22 protein-coding genes are annotated in these 18546 nt (G+C 58.8%); 9 read left to right on the top strand and 13 right to left on the bottom strand.

The window, feature by feature from the left end; genetic code table 11:
* Positions 1-6: 6 nt before the first annotated feature.
* Positions 7-702: a CpXC domain-containing protein gene (locus M4NBBH2_RS11115; protein ID WP_116271027.1), complete on the top strand. Its 696-nt coding sequence runs from the start codon at positions 7-9 to the stop codon at positions 700-702.
* A gap of 84 nt (positions 703-786) precedes the next feature.
* Here the strand turns inward: M4NBBH2_RS11115 and M4NBBH2_RS11110 are convergent, their stop codons facing one another.
* Both M4NBBH2_RS11110 and M4NBBH2_RS12250 read right to left on the bottom strand, forming a co-directional pair.
* Complete coding sequence (locus M4NBBH2_RS11110) at positions 787-1791, bottom strand: aldo/keto reductase (RefSeq protein WP_116271026.1); 1005 nt, start codon at positions 1789-1791, stop codon at positions 787-789.
* Positions 1792-1835: 44 nt separating this feature from the next.
* The gene (locus tag M4NBBH2_RS12250) at positions 1836-1961 is read right to left on the bottom strand and encodes a hypothetical protein (protein WP_269148221.1); all 126 of its coding nucleotides are present in this window, start codon (positions 1959-1961) and stop codon (positions 1836-1838) included.
* A 160-nt stretch (positions 1962-2121) separates the two neighbouring features.
* On the opposite strand from M4NBBH2_RS12250, the gene M4NBBH2_RS11105 reads away from it, so the two are divergent.
* Complete coding sequence (locus M4NBBH2_RS11105) at positions 2122-2883, top strand: CpXC domain-containing protein (RefSeq protein WP_116271025.1); 762 nt, start codon at positions 2122-2124, stop codon at positions 2881-2883.
* A 101-nt stretch (positions 2884-2984) separates the two neighbouring features.
* On the opposite strand, the gene M4NBBH2_RS11100 is transcribed toward M4NBBH2_RS11105, so the two are convergent.
* Both M4NBBH2_RS11100 and M4NBBH2_RS11845 read right to left on the bottom strand, forming a co-directional pair.
* Entirely contained in the window at positions 2985-3995 is a 1011-nt protein-coding gene (locus M4NBBH2_RS11100; protein WP_116271024.1) for an aldo/keto reductase, read from the bottom strand.
* A gap of 170 nt (positions 3996-4165) precedes the next feature.
* Entirely contained in the window at positions 4166-5080 is a 915-nt protein-coding gene (locus M4NBBH2_RS11845; protein ID WP_170135168.1) for a cupin domain-containing protein, read from the bottom strand.
* Positions 5081-5290: 210 nt separating this feature from the next.
* Between M4NBBH2_RS11845 and M4NBBH2_RS11090 the strand changes: the two genes are divergently transcribed.
* Positions 5291-6085 (top strand): ADP-ribosylglycohydrolase family protein, encoded by a 795-nt coding sequence (locus M4NBBH2_RS11090; protein ID WP_116271023.1) that lies wholly within the window; start codon positions 5291-5293, stop codon positions 6083-6085.
* A 146-nt stretch (positions 6086-6231) separates the two neighbouring features.
* Here the strand turns inward: M4NBBH2_RS11090 and M4NBBH2_RS11085 are convergent, their stop codons facing one another.
* The 8 genes from M4NBBH2_RS11085 to M4NBBH2_RS11950 form a co-directional block, all read right to left on the bottom strand.
* The gene (locus M4NBBH2_RS11085; RefSeq protein ID WP_116271022.1) at positions 6232-7389 is read right to left on the bottom strand and encodes a porin; all 1158 of its coding nucleotides are present in this window, start codon (positions 7387-7389) and stop codon (positions 6232-6234) included.
* Positions 7390-7755: 366 nt separating this feature from the next.
* Positions 7756-7944: a hypothetical protein gene (locus tag M4NBBH2_RS11080; protein WP_116271021.1), complete on the bottom strand. Its 189-nt coding sequence runs from the start codon at positions 7942-7944 to the stop codon at positions 7756-7758.
* Positions 7941-8150 carry a hypothetical protein gene (locus tag M4NBBH2_RS11075; RefSeq protein WP_116271020.1) on the bottom strand — a complete coding sequence of 70 codons (210 nt, stop codon included), beginning with the start codon at positions 8148-8150 and terminating at the stop codon, positions 7941-7943. The genes M4NBBH2_RS11080 and M4NBBH2_RS11075 overlap by 4 nt, the downstream gene beginning before the upstream one ends.
* Before the next feature lie 478 nt (positions 8151-8628).
* A complete protein-coding gene (locus M4NBBH2_RS11065; protein ID WP_125064676.1) occupies positions 8629-9345 on the bottom strand; it encodes a GNAT family N-acetyltransferase in 717 nt (238 codons plus the stop codon).
* The gene (locus M4NBBH2_RS11060; protein WP_116271017.1) at positions 9252-9962 is read right to left on the bottom strand and encodes a hypothetical protein; all 711 of its coding nucleotides are present in this window, start codon (positions 9960-9962) and stop codon (positions 9252-9254) included. Before M4NBBH2_RS11060 ends, M4NBBH2_RS11065 begins: the two co-directional genes overlap by 94 nt.
* Positions 9959-10441, bottom strand: a complete 483-nt coding sequence (locus M4NBBH2_RS11055; RefSeq protein ID WP_116271016.1) for a winged helix DNA-binding protein — start codon at positions 10439-10441, stop codon at positions 9959-9961. The genes M4NBBH2_RS11060 and M4NBBH2_RS11055 overlap by 4 nt, the downstream gene beginning before the upstream one ends.
* Positions 10442-10795: 354 nt before the next feature.
* Positions 10796-11536: an MBL fold metallo-hydrolase gene (locus M4NBBH2_RS11050; protein ID WP_202973756.1), complete on the bottom strand. Its 741-nt coding sequence runs from the start codon at positions 11534-11536 to the stop codon at positions 10796-10798.
* 22 nt (positions 11537-11558) lie between these two features.
* The gene (locus M4NBBH2_RS11950) at positions 11559-11780 is read right to left on the bottom strand and encodes a hypothetical protein (RefSeq protein ID WP_202973755.1); all 222 of its coding nucleotides are present in this window, start codon (positions 11778-11780) and stop codon (positions 11559-11561) included.
* A 116-nt stretch (positions 11781-11896) separates the two neighbouring features.
* Between M4NBBH2_RS11950 and M4NBBH2_RS11045 the strand changes: the two genes are divergently transcribed.
* The 5 genes from M4NBBH2_RS11045 (at position 11897) to M4NBBH2_RS11025 (ending at position 15783) form a co-directional block, all read left to right on the top strand.
* Positions 11897-12775 carry a LysR family transcriptional regulator gene (locus M4NBBH2_RS11045; RefSeq protein WP_116271015.1) on the top strand — a complete coding sequence of 293 codons (879 nt, stop codon included), beginning with the start codon at positions 11897-11899 and terminating at the stop codon, positions 12773-12775.
* Between the two features lie 198 nt (positions 12776-12973).
* Positions 12974-13480 (top strand): GNAT family N-acetyltransferase, encoded by a 507-nt coding sequence (locus M4NBBH2_RS11040; protein WP_116271014.1) that lies wholly within the window; start codon positions 12974-12976, stop codon positions 13478-13480.
* A gap of 533 nt (positions 13481-14013) precedes the next feature.
* On the top strand, positions 14014-14523 hold the full coding sequence (locus tag M4NBBH2_RS11035) for a hypothetical protein (protein WP_116271013.1): 510 nt from the start codon (positions 14014-14016) through the stop codon (positions 14521-14523).
* Between the two features lie 192 nt (positions 14524-14715).
* On the top strand, positions 14716-15423 hold the full coding sequence (locus M4NBBH2_RS11030) for a type 1 glutamine amidotransferase (protein WP_116271012.1): 708 nt from the start codon (positions 14716-14718) through the stop codon (positions 15421-15423).
* Between the two features lie 87 nt (positions 15424-15510).
* On the top strand, positions 15511-15783 hold the full coding sequence (locus tag M4NBBH2_RS11025; RefSeq protein WP_116271011.1) for a DUF1902 domain-containing protein: 273 nt from the start codon (positions 15511-15513) through the stop codon (positions 15781-15783).
* A gap of 129 nt (positions 15784-15912) precedes the next feature.
* On the opposite strand, the gene brnQ is transcribed toward M4NBBH2_RS11025, so the two are convergent.
* On the bottom strand, positions 15913-17244 hold the full coding sequence (gene brnQ, locus M4NBBH2_RS11020) for a branched-chain amino acid transport system II carrier protein (RefSeq protein ID WP_116271010.1): 1332 nt from the start codon (positions 17242-17244) through the stop codon (positions 15913-15915).
* 593 nt (positions 17245-17837) lie between these two features.
* On the opposite strand from brnQ, the gene M4NBBH2_RS11015 reads away from it, so the two are divergent.
* The gene (locus M4NBBH2_RS11015; RefSeq protein WP_116271009.1) at positions 17838-18335 is read left to right on the top strand and encodes a MarR family winged helix-turn-helix transcriptional regulator; all 498 of its coding nucleotides are present in this window, start codon (positions 17838-17840) and stop codon (positions 18333-18335) included.
* Positions 18336-18546 lie beyond the last annotated feature (211 nt).

Here is an 18546-nt window from a genome sequence, read left to right as displayed (position 1 = left end):
CCCACGATGTCTGAAGCTGAACGCATTCCTTTCAAGTGCCCGAAGTGCGGCAAAGAGTCGGAGCCTGAGATCCAGCGCTCCGTGAACACGGTGACGGAGCCCGAGGCCGCGGAACGCGTGATCTCGGGTGACCTCTTCAGTTACCAGTGCCCGGGCTGCGGCACCGACGTGGTGCTCACGTTCCCGCTCCTCTACCAGGATCTCGTGCGCCGCACGACGCTGCAGCTCGTCACCGCGAAATCTGGGCTCACGCTGGAGGACTCCGTGAAAGACGCGATCGCGGAGCGCGAGACCACGATGGCGGAACTCCGCGCGAAGCTTCCCGAGGCGGACGCGGATTTCGGGGAACACTTCCGAGTGGTCACCACGCCGGATGACCTCCGCGAGAAGGCGATGATCCTGAAGGCCGGGCTTGATGACCGCTACGTGGAAATCATCAAGTCGATGACGCTTTCGATCCAGAAGCAGGATGGCGAAACGACAGACGTCGCCTCGAACCGCTTCATGATCGATGACGAGAATAAGAACTTCATCGTTTACTTCGATGAGAACGGCGAACCGATCGGTGAGGACACCTTCCCGAAGGAGTTCTATGACGCGATCGTGGACGATATGAAGCTTGTCGATGAGCCGCCGGTGGTGGACGCCGCCTGGGCCGCGTCTTACGCCGCAAAGCTCCTTGAGCGCCTGCCGACCGACTGATCGCCGCGTCTTCGGTTCCAGAAACACAACGCCCCTGAGGGACTGTCCCTCAGGGGCTTATTTTTGCGCTTAGGATTCCCGCTCTTACCGCTTCCACTCCTTCATCGTGGACCGCTCGTTCTCGACATTCCCCCGATGGCCGTGGACCTCAACCGCGTTCAGTGCCGCTTCGAGGCTCGAGAATTCCTCATCCGTCAGCGTCACATTCCACGCCCCGAGGTTCTCGAGAATCCGCTCCTTTCGCTTGGAACCCGGGATCGGGACGACGTTCGGATATTTATGCAGCATCCAGGCAAGCGTTATCTGCGCCGGGGTCGCCTGTTTTTCCGCGGCAAACCGGTTCAGGATATCGATGATCGGCTGATTCGCGATGATGTTTTCTTTTGAGAGCTGCGGGACAAAGACCCGGACATCGTCGACCTTCTCGAACGTCGTGTCCGCCGTGATTTTCCCCGAGAGGAAGCCGCTCGCGATCGGGGAGAACGGCACGACGCCGATGTTATGCTCGAGGCAGTACGGGAAGATGTCTTTTTCGCAGTCCCGCTCCAGCATGTTGTAGAGATTCTGGACCGCGGAGACCGGCGTCACCCGATGGAACGAGTCGAGCTGCGACGCCGACACCTGCGACAGCCCCCAACCGCGGATCAGGCCCTCCTCAATCAGGCGTCCAAAGGCTTCCGCCACCTCATCCACCGGCATCTCGAGATTCACGCGGTGCAGGTAATAGAGGTCCACGTAATCGGTCCTGAGATTCTTAAGCGACTGCGTGAGGTGCTCCTTCAGGATCGGGTAGATCGGGTCGCCCGGTTTATAGGCGGTTCCCCGGAAGTGGATCTTCGTCGCGAGAACCACTTTATCCCGGACATTCTCGAGCGCCTTCCCGAGGATCTGTTCGTTATGGCCCCGGTAGTAGAGCTGCTCGCCGTACGCTTCCGCCGTATCAAAAAACGTGCATCCGAAATCGAGAGCCGCCCGGATCGCGCTCACCGCGTAGGCCTCATCCGGAATCTTTCCGTAGCCGTGCGAAAACGCCATGCAGCCCATGCCAATCGGCGAGACTTCAATTTTTCCGAGGAATCGGTTTTTCATTGGTTTTCCTTTGTTCGGGCGTCCGCCCGGTTGTTTCCGTCATTTTACGTGTTAAAACCGCCTGATTTCGGCTGACCCAGGATCGCCTTCCGACGCTTCCCAAAGAGGCCGGATCCGAACGCCGCCGCGCCGAGTCCAATCGGCTGATAACGCCATCCGTCGTAGACCATATGAACGGTGCCTCTACGCCCCTTAAAGGTTCTCCTTTCAGGGGTTTTTTCGTGTATCGGTTAAGTCTTCAGCAGTCTTTAGTTTCACGGAATTTGAAAGTAAGATTTTTTCTGTGACATTGTCACCTCGTTTTCACCCCGCAGCCCCAGGAGCTTCATCATGGCAGAGAATCAGACAATCACCCTCCGGTGTCCGAAGTGCGGCGATAAGAACCGCTTCGAAGCGCCGACCGTGATGAACGCGGGGAAAGAAGAAGACCTCCCGGCGCTCGTGAAGTTATTTGAAAGCGCTGAATCGGGGTTCAAAAAAGAAAATCCGTTCACCTTCATGTGTCCCCGGTGCGGCCACACGGAAAGCTCGATTTGGCCCGAGCTCCGCGTCTATTTCCCGTACCGCGGCTTTGACACGGAACTCTTCCTCGCCTACCCAAAACCGGATGAGACGCGGGAAGAAGCGGCGATCCGTGTCGCCGGCAAACCCACCGTCTGGAGCCGGATGTCGCGCGCGATGTTCATGGGCCGCACCCGCCGTGTCTGCTTCACGATTGAGGACTTTATCGAGCACGGCCGGATGCTTTCCGTCCACCTCTACGACCACTACGCCGCGATCACGGTCGCCCTTTGCCTCCTCCGGATGCAGGAAGAAACGGACGATAAATTCACGTACGCGAACGCCCGCTTCTCAGTCTCCAACCCCGAAGTGTTCGGGGACTACGGTCACCTCAAAAACTTCTACGTGGTATTCACGAGCGAAACCGGAAAGCGCACCCGGGTCGTCAATTTCCCGCTCGACCTCTACCTGCAGCTCGTCAATAAATCCGTGATCAGCGCGTGGGATGAGCCGCTCATCGCCGATATGAGCTGGGCGCTTCCGATCGCGGAGGAGCTCTACCCCCAGATCCGGATTCCGGAAGGATCCTGAGAGTCAGACTCCAGGGATAGAACCCTTTCCCCCTGACATCAGAAGCCCCGAGGTGAATCCCCCGGGGCTTTTTGTTTGCCGTGATGGATGACGGCTACCGATTACTTCGGATTCTTATCAAGAAGGACTATCGTCCCCGCAGGCGGATTCTTGTCGATCGCGCCGACAATCGTGTGCGGCGTGTAGGGTTCCTCGAGGTACGCGACATCATCTGCTGTCAGCTTGATCCCGAGCGCCTTCACGGCGGAATCGAAGTGGCTTGCCTTCGTCGCGCCGATAATCGGGGTCTCCACGCCCTTCGCCCAGAGCCACGCGAGCGCGATTTCGCTCATCGCGACACCGTATTTTTCGGAGAGCTCATGGACGCGCGCGATGATCTTCATATCGTCCTCTTCCGCGCGGTCGTACTTATTCTTCGCCGCGACGTCCGTGCGGCTCCGGATCGAGTCACTGTCCCAGGTCGGGCGGCAGAGGTGGCCGGCCGCCAAGGGGCTATACGGCATGAGCGACACCCCGAACTGCCGGCAGACCGGGATCAGTTCCCGCTCATCCTCGCGGTAAAGCAGGTTGTAGTGGTTCTGCATCACGGAGAACGGCGTCCAGCCGTGGTCACGTGCGACGATCTGCATGTTGTGGAACTGGTAGCCATACATCGCGGAGGCACCGAGCGCCCGGACCTTGCCGGCCTTCACGAGGTCGTTCAAAGCCTCCATCGTTTCCTCGATCGGATGCTCGTAGTCAAAGCGGTGAATGATGTAGAGATCGAGGTAATCAGTCCCGAGGCGCTTCAAGGTGCCATCAATCTCACGGTGGATCGCCTCACGGGAAAGCCGCCCCTCATTGAAATAAACCTTGGACGAAATCACCACGTCCTCACGCTTCGCGTACCGCTTCAGCGCTTTCCCGAGATACTCTTCGCTCGTCCCCGCGGAGTAGCCGTTCGCGGTGTCAAAGAAGTTGATCCCGAGGTCGAGCGCGTGCTTCACGATCGCGGCGCTCGCGTCTTCGTCGAGCGACCACTGATGCATCGTCCCCGCTTTTCCGAAACTCATCGCGCCGACACACATCTTTGAGACGCGGATATCGGTTTGACCGAGATGCGTATATTCCATTTTTCTCAATCCTCATGCTGAAGTGGCCGGGGCGGGAAGCCGGAAAATTCCGACGCCCTTCCCCGAAACGCCCTTTATCGATAGAGAATAAATTAATCCGCCGGCCCCGAATCAGCTACCCGATTTTCTTAAATACTTGGCGCTGATTCTCAAGGAAGAGAATGGATCGGTTACTCCGCCGGATCCCCCTTCCCGTTCGCGAGCGGCCCATAGGCGTCCGGGAACCCTTTCCACGTGACCGCGGTGTCACTTCCCGGATGGATCACGATCCCGGCAAAGCTGCTCCAGGGCGCGGACCCCACCCAGTGCGAGACGCCCGGTTTCGTGTAGACGACGTCCCCCGGGAGCAGCACCTCAAGCTTCCCGCCTTCCGCCTGATTGAGGCCGATCCCGTCCGTCGCGATCAGGACTTCGCCCGACTTATGGCTATGCCAGGCGCTGTACGCGCCGTGCGGGAACACGAGGTAAGTCCACTCAGGGGACTTCGCCGCGTTTTCTTTCGGGAGGAGCGTCGCTTCCTGAATGGGTTTCGTATAGTGATCCGACGCCTCGATTTTCTTCGGATGCGCGAAGAGGAAACCGTCCTTCGGTTCAGCGGCGCGGTTCGCGGCGTCCACGGGTTTCAGGGCGTCGTACTCGGCATCCGTGATCTTCCCCTTATGCGCCTCAAGCCCCGCGGGAGCTTTCCACGTCTTGTCGTACACCACGAACTGCTGGAAGCGGGAATTCTTCGTCGCTCCGTGCCAGTGGCTGACACCCGCCGGAATATGGATGACGTCTCCCGGACGCACGAGCACCGCGGGCTTCCCCCACGCCTGATAAAGCCCGAGCCCAGAGATCCCGATCACGGTCATCGCGCCGTGCGTGTGCCAGCCGCTCCGGCTCCCCGGCTCAAACGTGATCACGTTGGTCTGCGGGACTCCACCCATCGTTTCCGGCATCACGAGATCATTCCGGTGCGCGGTTCCGGTGAAAGAGGCTGAAATGTCGCGCCCAAGCGGCAGCGGCATCGGCTGCTCCGCGAGCGACACGGCGGCCGCCGCCATCAGTACTGCGCCAGTGAAGAGGCTCTTTATAAGATTCATCCGCGGTTCTCCTGGATTCTGCGGGACAGGTAAGCGACCGATCGTCACTTCCTCCGATTGATTACGGAATATACGCTGAACGCGGTTCCTCTTCCGAACCGGGAACACGCGTGAGGCTATGATTGAAATCGGAGTGTCATGACTGACTGGCGATCTCTCAACCCGGTCAAAAAATCATCGCAATCATTACTCATTAAGGACGCCGATCAAATGTACGGAGCCGCGGCTGGCGATATTGTGGGGTCGATTTACGAGATTGAGAACCTTCGCTCGAAAGACTTTCCGCTTTTCTCGGCCGGCTCCCACTTTACGGATGACACGGTCCTCACCGCGGCGATCGAAGAAGCGATTCTCCGCTGGGACGAGGGGGATGGAGAACTCGAAACCCTCGCGGTCGAAGAACTCCTTCACTTTTTTAACGCACATCCGGACGCCGCGTACGGCGGGCGGTTTATCGAATGGGCGCGCGGTCCGGAGCAGAAGCCCTACGGAAGCTTCGGAAACGGTTCCGCCATGCGGATTTCAGGGGCGGGGTTTTATGCGAAGACACTTGAAGAGGCCCAGCAGCTCGCGGAGCGGGTAACCGCTGTCACCCACAATCACCCGGACGGGATACGGGGCGCGGCAGCGGTCGCAAGCGCCATCTTACTCGCAAAGACCGGAACGCCGAAAGAAGAAATCCGGCGCTATATCGACAACAACTATTACCCCGTGATGTTCACCCTCGCCTCGATCCCAAAGGATTACGGGTTTGAGGCGGCCTGCAGCCGATCCGTTCCCCAGGCGCTTGTCGCGTTTTTTGAGTCGGACGGGTTTGAGGACGCCATCCGGAACGCCATTTCGATCGGGGGCGACAGCGACACGATCGCCGCGATCACGGGGTCAGTCGCGGAAGCCGCGTACGGCGTGCCTGAAACGATCCGATCTGAAGTCGACCGTCGGCTCACGCCGGATATCCGGGCGGTTTTCGCCGCATTCGGAAAGAAACTCGATTCCAGAAAATAGATATCCAGCTTCCCAAATAAAAACCGGGACTCGCTGTCACGCGAGTCCCGGAAAAAACTCTTTTAGCGGGTCGGATTATGTCAGTCCGCTGACTGCCCGGTACCGCCGCCGGTTCATAACGGCAGTACCGGTATTTCGTTACGTGATTAGAAGTTGTGGTCGATACCGAAGAGCGCACGGGCAAACTTCACCGTGCCGCCGTTCGTCGCGCGATCCATCTTCTGTTCACCGTAGCCGGCGGAGACATAGAAGGTCGTGCGTTTCGAGAACGGGTATTCGTAGGTCACCGTGCCGGCGGCGCGTTCAAACTCGGGGTTCCCGGTGACCGCCGTGCCGTTAGCGGTCTCAACATCCTTCACCTTGTTGTAGGTCGCGTTGAAGCCGATCTTCCCGTAGGAGAGCGGAACAGAGACGCCGGCGGACACCCCGTAGCCCTTCGCGTAGTAGTTCATCGCCTTATCGACGCCGAAGTCATCGAAGCCTGACGCGATATACCAGCTGGGGTTGCCGGCCGCGAGCGCGAGCTTCATATGGTCAAAGTAGTTGCCGGCGAGGAAGAGCTGCGCGGGGCCGAAGTCGTAATTCCCGCCCACCGTGAACTGCAGGCTGTTATCCGGGTTCCCTGCGGCGGAGGACGCCCAGAGGTGAGAGTCAACCGCGGCGAGAAGCGTCAGCGCGCCGCGCTTAAATTCGCCGGTGAGAGAGGCGTAGCGTTCAGCGCTTGCCTTATTCTCCACCGCTCCCGTTACCGTCTGATCCACGTTTCCGGAATACTGAGCGGTGAGCGCAAGGCCGCCGAATCGGGGCGAACGCCAGGCGATCGTGTTATCCATCTGGGACTGACCGGACGTGAACCACACGGAGGTTCCCGAATACGGGCCGTACCCCGGTCCGATCGCGCTGATCTGCGGACCCACGACGCACCAGGAGGAGATCTGGCCCATCGAGGTACCCATGCGCCCGAAGCCGAAGCGGCCGTAGTCCGTGTTGAGGTTCAGTGTCGCTTCACGGTGGAAGAGATGCTTGTCATCCTGCTGCTGCACACCGCTGTCGAGCGCGAACTGGTCTTCCAGAATCACCTCGACCTGCGTGCGGTCCGAGAGCTTCTCCGTCGCATGGATGCCGACGCGGGATCCGCGGTCCGTGCCCGAATCCATGGAAACGGTGTTCGTGGAACCGTGCCCCGGGGTCTTCAGGTACTGGTACGTGATCGACGCGTCCGCGACGCCATAGATCGTCACTTCAGCCTGGGCCTGAAAAGCGAGCGCGCCGAGCAGCGCGGCGACAATAAGACTCTTCTTCATTTTTCTTCTTTCCAATGATTGTGTTGATAGGTGCGGCAGGGTTTGCGGCTGCCTCCTGGCCGTTTCTCTCTTCCAGCGGTGTCCCTGGAAATCCCCCTTTCCGTACTTCCTCTTTCCTCAGGAGTACTTCCGGAATCCGCTTCTAGTTCTTTTTCATTACGACCGGCGTCAATTATTTCTAGTTATTCCTGAGCGATAAACAGCAGAAAGACAGAAACTTTGTCTCAGAAATCGATCGAATCCGAAAATAAGCCCCCTTCCACCCCCTTTTCCGAGACAAAAAAGGGGCCGGTGAAAATCACCGGCCCAGCCAAAACACCAGGAACCACATCATGAAAAACACATTTCGAACTTTGTCTTACCGCCTCATTCCTTCTTTTCCTTCTTCTTCTCCTTCTCCTCATCGTCCCGGAAGTCATCGATCGTGAAAGTCCGGCCGATAAACCAGCCGCCGCTGTTCCCGGCAAACGCCCTGTGACGCTCAGCCGTGTCGCGGAGCCAGGCCGCGTCAGCCACTTTGCTTTCGCCTTTCTTCACTTCCTTCTCTTCCGTCATTTCGTTTCTCCTTTCTCGTCCCCCGTCCCTTCTTTCGGGTCTTCCGATGAAGGACGGCTCGCCCTCATTGGCCGCAGCGGCATCGAGATAAACCAGCCGCCCGTGTCTTTCAGCAATTCCTCAATGACGTCCGACGACGCGGGCTTACTCTTTTCCGAGCCCGGGTTTGAATTGGATCTGACCCCGTCACTTTTCTTTCTCGTCATAACGCATCTTCCTTAATTTCGTTACGGTTCCCCGATCGGTTTTCCATTCAAGGTCTCGGTTCAGCCCTTCTCCCCTTCTGTCATTTCCTGTCTCCCCAAAAACACTCGGAATTCCGGACTTAAGCGTCACAATAATTCCGAAATCTGTTTCCTCACGCCGCTTTCCCTGTCGTTCCGCAAACCCAGTTCAGCCTCACTCCGGGTTAACCGAAATTCCGCACGAACCGGATTCTGCTTTTCCTGGCCGAAAAACCATGAAACTCTCTGCTTATAAAGGGATTCCCTTTCTGCCTCCTCCTTTCCCTTCACTGTTATTTTAGTCGGTACTTATTCGGGTGACGCGCGGGATTTACGGGTATTGCGATCTGAGGCACGGGAATGCGTATTGTGACGTTTATCAAACACAAAAATACCGTGCGCCATTAACTGACGCACGGTGTGTTATGGGATATTTAATTGTCTGTTTTGACTAGAGGCTTCAGTGCCGGAACCGGAGCCTCATTTCGCCAAGGAGCCGCTCCGCGTCTTTCGCTTTCTTTTCGGGGGATTCGCCCGTCTCATCCGGTGCCGGGATCGCCTTCATAAACACCCGGCAGCGGATTTCGGTGTCACCGGGCCTCAGCGCCTCAGACACTGTTTTCGACCCTGCCTCTACATACCCATGACGGTCAAAGAACGCGGTATCCGTCGCCCCATCCACCGCGGCGACGACGCGTTCCCCCTTGTAGTCCGACTCAAAGGTCTGAAGGAGTTTCGTCCCGATTCCCCGCCCCATGAGTTCGGGGTCGGTCGCGAAAAGAAGAATCTCAGCGGTCGGGACCGGAGTGACAGAAGAAACGACTTCTGACTTCGCTTCCTCAAACCACACCGCTTCGCTCCCATGAAGCTCCCGGTGGATACGCTTATAGAGCCAGTGGAAGAACGTATAGCGGGAGATCTGATAGGGCCGCCGCTCGCCCTTCCGTTCGGCGAGCAGGAACCCCGCGAGCCGCCCCTGGTAATACGCGCCGTAGAAATGCGTCGCGCGGACAAGCGCCTCGCACATCGCGTCGCGGCCAGCGGTCCAGGCCTCAAACGTGTTCTCGTTCCCCGGTTCCAGCCTCACTCCGACCGGGGCGAAGCGTTCCGCCTCATCGAGGTCATCCGCGGGGTCAAAGTACCGGATCTCCACCCGGTCCGCGACGAGCCGCTCCACTTCTTCTTTCCGCCGCCGCACTTCCCGCGTATCCCCTGCACGATGAAGGCGGAAATCGAGGACGCGAACGCCACACTCGCGAGCGCGAAGCGCACAAACTCCACCTTCCACCCGACAACGCCAAGGAGCGCGTTTGAGTAGAGACTCACGAAGAAGAGCGCGAACGCGATGCAGCCAAGTGTCAGCGACACGCAGGCTGAGATATAGCGGTTTTCTTTCCGGCGGAGGAACGGTTTCCAGGCGACGACGTACGCCCCCACCCAGGTCGCGGCCGCGGCGAGCTGCGCCGTCGCCTCATCCACCGGGTCCCCCTTCTCCCCGATGATGAGATCCGTGATATCGGAGTCCGCGAAGAGAAGCGCGGCGAAGCAGAGCACGAGAAGCCCGGCCGCCCCGCCCCGCTTCCACGATTCCGGCCACACCGCGCGCTCGATCGCGTGGCGGGCACCGAGCGCGAGCGCCATGTTGCAGACAAAGAGGAGGATCACGAGACCCGCGTTTTTCACCGAGTGACTCAGGATCCCGAGCCGGTTCCCGAGGATCAGGGCAACCGCGATGAAGGCGAGAAGAAGTACTCCCCGCACGAGTTTCTTATATAAGGTGCTCGGGTGCTTCATCGGGCGGGCTCCAGATTAAGAGAATTGATTTCAGACTCCGCCTGAGCCGACGCCTTTCCGACCGCCGAAAACGCGGTTTTCGCTTCCCGCCCCACGCTTTCCAGTTCCGCGATGAAGGCATCCGTCAGCGCGGTCCGCGCGATCCGGGCTTCCGCGTCGAGAATCGGACGGAGCAGCGACTCCGCGTACGCGCGGCCTTTGCGTGTCAATGTCACGAGTTTTTCTTTGTGACCGCAGGGGACGAGAGTCACGTTCCCCGCTTTGATTTCCTCAAGCACCGCGGTGTTCAATGTCGACCTCGGCATCCGCCACTCGTCACAGATCTCTTTTTGAGAGCGCGGCGCTTCATCGAGACACGCGTAAAGGAGCACAAAGAGGCTCTCCTTCACGCGGAGCCCGTGCATCAGGGCGGCGTATTCGCCGTCAATCGTGTTCATCGCCCGCATAAAGCGGAGAAATCGCTCCCGGTCGTTCGTCATCACTCGCTCATTCTTATCTATCAATCCGAATCCGTAATTTTACAATACGGATCCGTATTGACTGAGCATCCGACATCACGCCTTTTTTCTGCGCCATCAATTGACGCACCGTGTGATAAGTGAAGACTTCCTCCGCCCCATAAAAAAACGGGACCCGGCATTGGACGCCGGATCCCATGCAAAATCCCGGGAAGGAGAAGACTCAAACGCCTTCCGGGGATCGTTCATAGAGACACAGGTAAAAATCAAAAACACGGCCGGAGACCGGAGCCGGAGAGTGAAGACTCCGGTCCCCGCCGTCAGGCACTTCCCCGCGCTGCGAGGGGCATCGGGCGCGGGGCATGACCCTTTCCCTTACGCCTTTCTCGCCTTCTCAATCGCGAGACGCTTCATGGCGTTCGATTCCATGACATCCAGCTCCTTCACGAACGCCTGAGGGGCGACGAGCGGATGCGGGGTCGACCGATCGGTGTGCGGGAGGAGGAAACGCTTTTCCATGAGGCCGTTGCTGAACGGATGCGCCGAAAGGTGGACCGAGATCGGGTTCACCGGATCCTGCACCATCCTCCGGATCCGCTTCACGGTGTCGATATACGCTCCCACCTGATCGGGGCCAGTGATGGCGTTAAGGCCGAGACCGCCCACCGTGATCGCGCGATACGTCTTATTGCCATCCCGCACCGGGTAGACGTAGGACGCCGTTCCCCAGGTGTGCCCCGGGGTTTCAAGGACGGTCATCACGAAGTTCCCAAAGGTAAACGTGTCCCCGTCCTTCGCCACCAAATCCTGCGGAATCATCGTGAACGAGTTCCGGCCGCCCTGGTGCGTCCGCTTCGCGTCGACGTTCGCCTCATCCCACCCGCGCTTTGTCATCACAAAGCGCGCCTTCGGGGCGATTTCCTTCAGACGCTTCATCCCGCCGCAGTGGTCGAAGTGACCGTGCGTCACAAAGACCATCTTGAGGTCCGCGGGGTTCACGCCGCACGCCTTGATGTTCGCGATCAGCTGATCCACAAACGGTTCATGCACGGTGTCAATCAGCACCGGGCCCGCGGGGGTCTTGATGAGCCACGCGGACACCCAGTTCACGCCCACGTTATAGACGCCGTCAAACGCCTCATAGGGGTCGATCTTCTGAGCCCTTGGGGTCCGAGAGCCACTTCCCGAGTTTGGGGGGCATCTTCCCGGTCGACCCGAACTGCGAGAAGAGCGCGTTCACGTGTTCCGAATTCCAGACGGGGGCCGACGCGGGCTTCAGGGCGTCGGATGCGAAAGCGGGGAAAGCGACCGACGCGACGGGGGTAAGCGCGAGGGCCTTAAGAAGAGAACGGCGATCCATTGTGTTTTGCTCCTTATCGTTTTTCGTTACGTTCATGGGTGTATTATTTACCCAAAATATCGAGCGATAAAGACTTAAAAACCGCCATCATTGTTTCATTTTTTGAGCGAATCCCTATGGAAGAACTGACCGGACACCGTGTATTTATCCGCACCGCGGAGCTTTCCAGCATCACGAAGGCCGCGGAGTCGCTTGGGCTCACTCGGGCCGCGGCGAGCCGCGCCCTGATGAGTCTGGAGTCTGAGCTCGGAGCCGCGCTTTTCACGCGGACAACGCGGCATGTCGCGCTCACCGCGTTTGGTTCCCAGGTGCTCGATACGTGTAAAGAACTCGTGGGGCTCGCGGACCAATTGAAAGCGGAAGCGCTTCATCAGTCCTCCGCCCCAACGGGCACAATCCGCGTCGCCTGCAGCGTGTCCTTTGGCCAGACATACCTCGCCGGTGCCTTGAAGCGGTTCCTCGGCGAGTTCCCCTCGATCAATATGGAACTCACGCTCCTCGACCGTCCGGCGCATCTCCTCACTGACAATATCGACCTCGCGCTTGAAGTCACGAACACCCCGGAGCCAGGGCTCATCGCGCGCCGGCTCACCTCCTGCGGGTCGCTCCTCTGCGCCGCCCCGGCGTTTCTCGCCGACCGCCCTCCCGTCACCGCCCCGGCGGATCTCGCAAAACTCCCGACTCTCGTCAGCACCCGGTTCGGGAGCCGGTGGAAGTTTGAGCGGGAGGGAGAAAGTTCTGAAGTGGAAGTGAAAGGCCGGATCCGGACAAACGACACGCAGGTGATTCTGCGGGCGGCGCTTGACGGTCTCGGGATCGCGCTGCTTCCGGATCTCACGATTTCGGATCCCGTGGAAAAAGGGGAATTGACGACTCTCCTCCCCGACTGGAAAACGGAATCCGTCGGCATCTACGCTCTCTACGCGTCCCGGCGCTATCAGCTTCCTGCGGTCCGCGCCTTTATCGACTTCCTCGTCGCGGATATCCGGAAATAAGCGCTGTTCCAAATAACTCTTTTATGTCGCGGCGTTATGGTTAAAGGATCACACCCCAATTTTTATTTCGCGTCAGAGGGGTCGCCCGAATGCGTGAGGGACTTTACCCGAAGAATTAACAAATTAACGCAACTATTTGATTCTCGAAGTCTATTATTGAAGGATTGAAGGTTTTTGAAGAGAAGGAGGGAGTCACCCATGCTGACACCGGTTCTGCTCTCGTCGCATCCCGAATACGTCGGAGCGGCGCGTACGCTTTATGAGGAATCGTTCCCGGAGTCGGAGCGTGTACCGTTTGAGGCTCTCATCCGAAGCTGCACGATGGACGGGCGCTTCTATGTCTTTACGGAAGGGAAAGAAGTAAAGGCGATGGCGGCGCTCGCGGTCGGTAAGACCATCATGTCGCTTGTCTACTTCGCGGTGGTGCCGGAAGCCCGGAATCACGGGGCAGGGTCCGAGCTTCTCCGCTGGGTGCTTTCGAAGCGCGAAGGCCGCCGTCTCTTTATCGACGCCGAGGATCCGGAGCCGGGCGCTCCCGCGGACGACATCCGTGTGCGCCGCCTCGGGTTCTATCAGAGAAACGGCTTCACCTCCTGCGGTTTTGTCTCCGAATGGAACGGCGGCCGCTATCAGATCTGGTCCGCGGGCGGCCTGATCACGAAGGAAGAGCATGACGCCTTCTGGGAGAAAGTGAAGCTCGCGTAACCTGATTCCAAAACCACAGTCTTAAAAGCCTCCCTTCCCTTCTGTGAATCAAAAAGCGGGGGCAGACTAAAGCCGCCGGATCATGGGAATTTTTTCCGTGATCCGGTTTTTTTCGTCCCGGTATCCCCTCCGACCCCCAAAAATACCCGAACGGGTGACGCCAAAAGGGCTCGCCTTGCGGTACTATTTCGAAGGTTCCGGACGCGGGTCTTATTGCGAACAAAAGACACCTCTCTCCGGAAGACCGCGGGGGAAAGCCCAAGCGCTGTGGTTTTTCTTAAGAAACACGCATTTCCCGTGAATCCCCCGGCAGATAAAAATGTTTAGCAGGCGGTCCATTGGATAAGGCGGGGCCTCACAATTCCCCGATCCCCCTCACATATCCGCCTCACCCGCAGAGGAAAAGAAGAAGAAAAGCGGCCAGTCTATGGCAGCCCCCTCTTTTGATACCTAGAGAATTTAAGCAGGCCGCTCATCAAACCGCGGCCCGCCTGAAAACCTTTTGCAGTTCACTTTTTGCTGGAGCTATTGAAATGGCACTTCCCTACGACTGGGATATTGCAACAGTGGAAGAAGTTATGGAGTACTACGCGGATGTCGACGGCGTCGACCTCCCGAATCTCACCGATCGGCTGGGGGACGAAAACGCCCCGGTGCCGGTGCGCGTGGATAAGTTCCTCGACTATAACGGCACGTGGGTCGAGAAGAAGTACTACCCGGTGGAGGCCCTCAAGGTCCTCCTCTGGAAGGAACCGCTTGTCGCGGCAAGCGACCTCGAGAACTGGCTCGACATGCCGCGCGAAGAAATCGAGAAACTCCATAAGTACGAATTCTGCCGCCCGGTCGGCATCAATAAGAAGGGCGAATGGATTTTCGACGCGGACTACATGCTGAAGTGCAGGAAGGCCTGGAAGTCTGAGCAGGAAGGCGGTGACACGCGCGAGGCGCAGCAGATGACCGCCCGCCCGCGGGAAGCGGAGTCTAACTGGTTCTCGCTTGACTTCAAAGCGCGCCCCTACGACTCCGTTCCGGAAGAAGCCTGATTCCTCGAAAGGCGTGAGGGTGCCTTAAGGGGCAGATCTTCCCTTCTCCCCTTCCCCCTCATCCATTCTCTTTCAGACCGCCTCTCACGTCTTTCCGTGAGAGGCGCGCCTCACGGTCACTCTCGCCCCTCACAGAAGCTAAGATGAGGCGAAACACTTTTTCTTTTCTCCCCCGATAAAAAGAAATCGATCATGATCATTCATCTTCTGATTACGGACTGGTTTAAGGGTCTGCTCCCCGCGGATACCCCGACCCACGCGGATCTCTATAAGAACCTCTTCGCATCCGTGGTGCCGGACGCCGAGTACAGGGTGTACGCCGCGATGGAGGGCGAGCTCCCTGATCTCACGGACCCGGAACCCGGGCTTTATGTAATCACCGGAAGCCAGGCCGGAGCTTATGAAACGGACGCCTGGATCGGGACGCTGCTGCAGTGGATCCGGGACGCGAAAGAGGCCGGGATCGCGCTTTCGGGCGTCTGCTTCGGCGCTCAGGCGATCGGAGAGGCTCTTGGCGGCCGCGTGATCAAGCACCCGAACGGCTGGGGCCTCGGGCTCCGCGAGAGCCGCGTGGTCTCTGACCGCCTCCGGAAGTATCTGCCGTCCGACACCCTGCTTCTCGCCGTTAACCATGGAGACCAGGTGGTGGAGCTGCCGCCTGACGCTGAGCTTCTCGCGACAAGCGACTTCTGCGCGAACGACGCCTTCGCGATCGGGGACAAAATCCTCGCGTTCCAGGGGCACCCGGAATTCACGATCGCGTACCTTGAATTCTTCCTCACGGTGGGCGTGAAGGGACAGTCCCCGGAATTCGTGGAAAAGGTCCGCGAGAGCCTGAAGCTCGGGAAACCGCAGGGTGAACTCATCGCCCGCATGATGGTGGACTCGGCGAAAGCGTAACGATTAAAACCGCTTTCGTTCTGTCCCCAGACACGCCTTCGATCCTTAAAATCGAAGGCGTTTCTCTTTTATTAAGGAACGACTTTTATGGAATATCGGGTTGGGTCTGAAGGCTGGACCGAGGCCGCGAAAGCGGGGCTGCCTCTCTTCTGCGATGTCTCCGCGCGATGGGATCCGGAAGCCAATGTCTTCGTCGCTGAGAGCGAGGATTTCCTTCCGGCGTTCGCCTGTGTCGCTGAGTCGCCCACCTGGGAGGGACTCGGGAAAGAACTCGACGCCGTTTTTTCGGATGCCCTCGAATCCGTTTTGGGATACCAGGAATCTCTTCCCCGCCTCACGCATCGCATCCGGGCCGCGTAAAAAAGAACGTGGGGCTCTCCCGTATCCTTTCCCCATAAACAGTTCGCCCCGGAGCCTTGAAAAGCTCCGGGGCGACTTTTTATTCAGGAGTCAGGCGGCACCGACATTTACCGCCTGAAAGCCTCTTTCTTACGCGGCAGCCTTCTTCTCCGGCACCGCGGCCTTCCAGATGAGGCCGATCACGAAGCCGACAGCGGCGAACGGAATCCAGCCCATACCGAAGGTGTGGAGCGGAACGTAGGTCTGAAGCATCGTCTCAAAGGAGCCGAGGTTCACGCCGGCGGTCTCAAGCAGGTTGATCGTCGCCATCACGAAGGTGAAAGCGATGGTCCAGGCGTACACGCACTGACGGCCGCCGAAGAACTTATCGAGGAAGATAAGGCAGATCAGCGCGACGAGCAGCGGGTAGATGAACATCAGGACCGGAATCGTGGACACGATGATGGTCTTCAGACCGAAGAGGCCGACGAGGTACGAGATCACGCAGAAGATCACGGCGTAGGTCTTGTAGGAGAAGTGGCCGAGGAGCCGCATGAAGTACGCGGCGCAGCAGGTCACGAGGCCGACCGAGGTCGAAAGGCACGCGAGGAGCACGATCACCGCGAGAATCGCGGCACCGAGGTTACCGAAGAGGATCTTCGCCGAACCCGCGAGCACCGGAGCGCCGGTTTCAAGAATACCGAGCTGCGTCACGGAATCCGCGCCGATCTTCGCGATGAAGATGTAGATGAAGGCGAGGAGCGCGACAGCGATCGAGCCGGAGAGCAGCACCTGCTTCATGATCGCTTTCGGCTGCGTCACGCCGCCCTCCTTCACAAAGCTGATCACGAGCGTCGCGAAGATGAAGGACGCGATGGCGTCAAGGGTGTTGTAGCCATCGAGAATACCCTGCATCACAGCGGTGACAGGCGTCGCGTAGTTCTTCGTCGGGGCCTGGGGCGTGCCAAGCGGGGTGATGAAGGACTGCACGATGAGAAGCAGAATAACAGCGAGAAGCGCGGGGGTCAGGATCTTGCCCACACGGTCAACGAGCTTCGACGGGGTCGCCGCGAGCCAGTACGTGAGGAGGAAGAAGATGAGGAGGAAGATCGGAAGCGCGATATCAGGCGAAAAAGACCCGAGGAAAGGCTTCACGGCGATCTCGAACGACACCGTGCCGGTACGGGGAGCGGCGAAGCAAGGTCCGATCGCGAGGTATGAGACGACGGAGTAAAAGACGCCGTACCAGGGGTGAACGCGGCCCGCGGCCTCTTCAAGGTCCAGACACCCGGAGTAACCGAGCGCGGCGATCGAGATGAGGGGCAGACCCACACCCGTCACGCAGAAACCGAGCACGGCGTACCAGACGTTGACGCCGGCGTTCTGACCCATAGCCGCCGGGAAGATGAGGTTACCGGCACCGAAGAGGAGCGCGAAAAGCATGAGGCCGATCGCGATATATCTGTTATTGCTGTTTTCCATGGTTCACAGTCCGAAACCGTTCATCCGTTCCCCTTTGGTCTGGAGAACGCAGAAACAGTTCCTTTCTTTATCGAAAGAAATAAAAAGTTGCCATGCGGTGAGAAGGTTTTTCTCGCCGCCCGGACGGGATGGATTGAGGCACAGGCCGATGAGGCACCAGAAAAGCCACTGGCTTCACGGGGTAGGCGAAGCCATTCATCAGAGAGGATTGATGTCTCTCACCTTCCTGGTTTTCGCTCTCATGCGTCCTGTTTGTCGGCATGAACCGGCAGCGCCGATCGGGCGGCTGCCGAACGCGCGGCGGGTGAGCCGCGGTTATTTGATAGAGCTGGGAACTGAAGGCGGGTAACCCCCGGGTTCCAAACTGAAGTCGGGATCGAGTGCAATTAGCATCCTTGTAATCAATAGTAACACGCGGAAAATCCTTGAGTGGCGGGCGTAATCCCCTAAGTAAAGGAGGGGAGGCAGGACGCCCCCCGCAAAGCCTCTCGGAAAACGGCGTCCCGGGGTACCATAGCTGTATACATTTATTGACCCCCCTGGCGGCTGGCGGCAGTGCCCTCCGGCCTCCGGGCTACTCTGGACAGATCCCGATGGACGACGACATTTCCTTTATGAAGATTCTCGCGCAGGCGGAGCAGCTCATCCGCTTCGTGAATGATCTGATCGAGGGCGAGCTCACACGGAAAGGCGTGACCGATATCGCGCCGTGCACCGGGGACATTTTTTTCTACCTCTCTGAGCACGGGAGCTGCACGCTCACCGAAATCGCGGAGCAGACGTCGCGCGCGAAGCCGACCGCCTCACTCACGATGAAGGCGCTCGTGGGCCGCGGCTATATCGAGAAGCGGAAGTCAGAAGAGGATTCCCGCTGCTGCATGTTCTATCTCACGGAAAAAGGGCTCGCGCTCCAGCCGACCTTTGAGAAGATCCGCCGGAAACTGAACTGCCGGACGCGCTGCGGGCTGTCGCCAGAGGAAATCAGGACGCTTGAGACCCTTCTCAACAAGTCCTACATCACGCTCAGCACTCCGAAGCCCAAATGCAACTGCGGCTGCGACTGCGGCTGCAACGATCCGGATTCGCTCTGAGACGCCTCTTATATATAGAGTGACGATCTGCAAACCCGGGGCCGGACGGCTCCGGGATTTTTTTGCCTCCGGCGAGCCCCCTGGTGTTCTTCCGGGCTTCTATCGATTCGCAGCTAAAAACGCTGCTATTCTTTCTCTCAACCGCCCTTTCCCCCGCGGCGCGGCCCGCGCCGCCTGCTTTACGAGGGAGTAAGGGCCTGACGTCCTGAGA

The organism is Mesosutterella multiformis (genome assembly GCF_003402575.1).
GTDB classification, from domain to species: domain Bacteria; phylum Pseudomonadota; class Gammaproteobacteria; order Burkholderiales; family Burkholderiaceae_F; genus Mesosutterella; species Mesosutterella multiformis.
Note: the sequence above shows the minus strand (reverse complement) of the source record. Positions and strands in the feature narration are given on the sequence as shown.

Bases quoted from the DNA above. Each gene is read 5' to 3' on its own strand.
- M4NBBH2_RS11115 (WP_116271027.1), top strand. From the start codon at position 7: ATGTCTGAAGCTGAACGCATTCCTTTCAAGTGCCCGAAGTGCGGCAAA.
- M4NBBH2_RS11110 (WP_116271026.1), bottom strand. From the start codon at position 1,791: ATGAAAAACCGATTCCTCGGAAAAATTGAAGTCTCGCCGATTGGCATG.
- M4NBBH2_RS12250 (WP_269148221.1), bottom strand. From the start codon at position 1,961: ATGGTCTACGACGGATGGCGTTATCAGCCGATTGGACTCGGCGCGGCG.
- M4NBBH2_RS11105 (WP_116271025.1), top strand. From the start codon at position 2,122: ATGGCAGAGAATCAGACAATCACCCTCCGGTGTCCGAAGTGCGGCGAT.
- M4NBBH2_RS11100 (WP_116271024.1), bottom strand. From the start codon at position 3,995: ATGGAATATACGCATCTCGGTCAAACCGATATCCGCGTCTCAAAGATG.
- M4NBBH2_RS11845 (WP_170135168.1), bottom strand. From the start codon at position 5,080: ATGAATCTTATAAAGAGCCTCTTCACTGGCGCAGTACTGATGGCGGCG.
- M4NBBH2_RS11090 (WP_116271023.1), top strand. From the start codon at position 5,291: ATGTACGGAGCCGCGGCTGGCGATATTGTGGGGTCGATTTACGAGATT.
- M4NBBH2_RS11085 (WP_116271022.1), bottom strand. From the start codon at position 7,389: ATGAAGAAGAGTCTTATTGTCGCCGCGCTGCTCGGCGCGCTCGCTTTT.
- M4NBBH2_RS11080 (WP_116271021.1), bottom strand. From the start codon at position 7,944: ATGACGGAAGAGAAGGAAGTGAAGAAAGGCGAAAGCAAAGTGGCTGAC.
- M4NBBH2_RS11075 (WP_116271020.1), bottom strand. From the start codon at position 8,150: ATGACGAGAAAGAAAAGTGACGGGGTCAGATCCAATTCAAACCCGGGC.
- M4NBBH2_RS11060 (WP_116271017.1), bottom strand. From the start codon at position 9,962: ATGAAGCACCCGAGCACCTTATATAAGAAACTCGTGCGGGGAGTACTT.
- M4NBBH2_RS11055 (WP_116271016.1), bottom strand. From the start codon at position 10,441: ATGACGAACGACCGGGAGCGATTTCTCCGCTTTATGCGGGCGATGAAC.
- M4NBBH2_RS11950 (WP_202973755.1), bottom strand. From the start codon at position 11,780: ATGGATCGCCGTTCTCTTCTTAAGGCCCTCGCGCTTACCCCCGTCGCG.
- M4NBBH2_RS11045 (WP_116271015.1), top strand. From the start codon at position 11,897: ATGGAAGAACTGACCGGACACCGTGTATTTATCCGCACCGCGGAGCTT.
- M4NBBH2_RS11040 (WP_116271014.1), top strand. From the start codon at position 12,974: ATGCTGACACCGGTTCTGCTCTCGTCGCATCCCGAATACGTCGGAGCG.
- M4NBBH2_RS11035 (WP_116271013.1), top strand. From the start codon at position 14,014: ATGGCACTTCCCTACGACTGGGATATTGCAACAGTGGAAGAAGTTATG.
- M4NBBH2_RS11030 (WP_116271012.1), top strand. From the start codon at position 14,716: ATGATCATTCATCTTCTGATTACGGACTGGTTTAAGGGTCTGCTCCCC.
- M4NBBH2_RS11025 (WP_116271011.1), top strand. From the start codon at position 15,511: ATGGAATATCGGGTTGGGTCTGAAGGCTGGACCGAGGCCGCGAAAGCG.
- brnQ (WP_116271010.1), bottom strand. From the start codon at position 17,244: ATGGAAAACAGCAATAACAGATATATCGCGATCGGCCTCATGCTTTTC.
- M4NBBH2_RS11015 (WP_116271009.1), top strand. From the start codon at position 17,838: ATGGACGACGACATTTCCTTTATGAAGATTCTCGCGCAGGCGGAGCAG.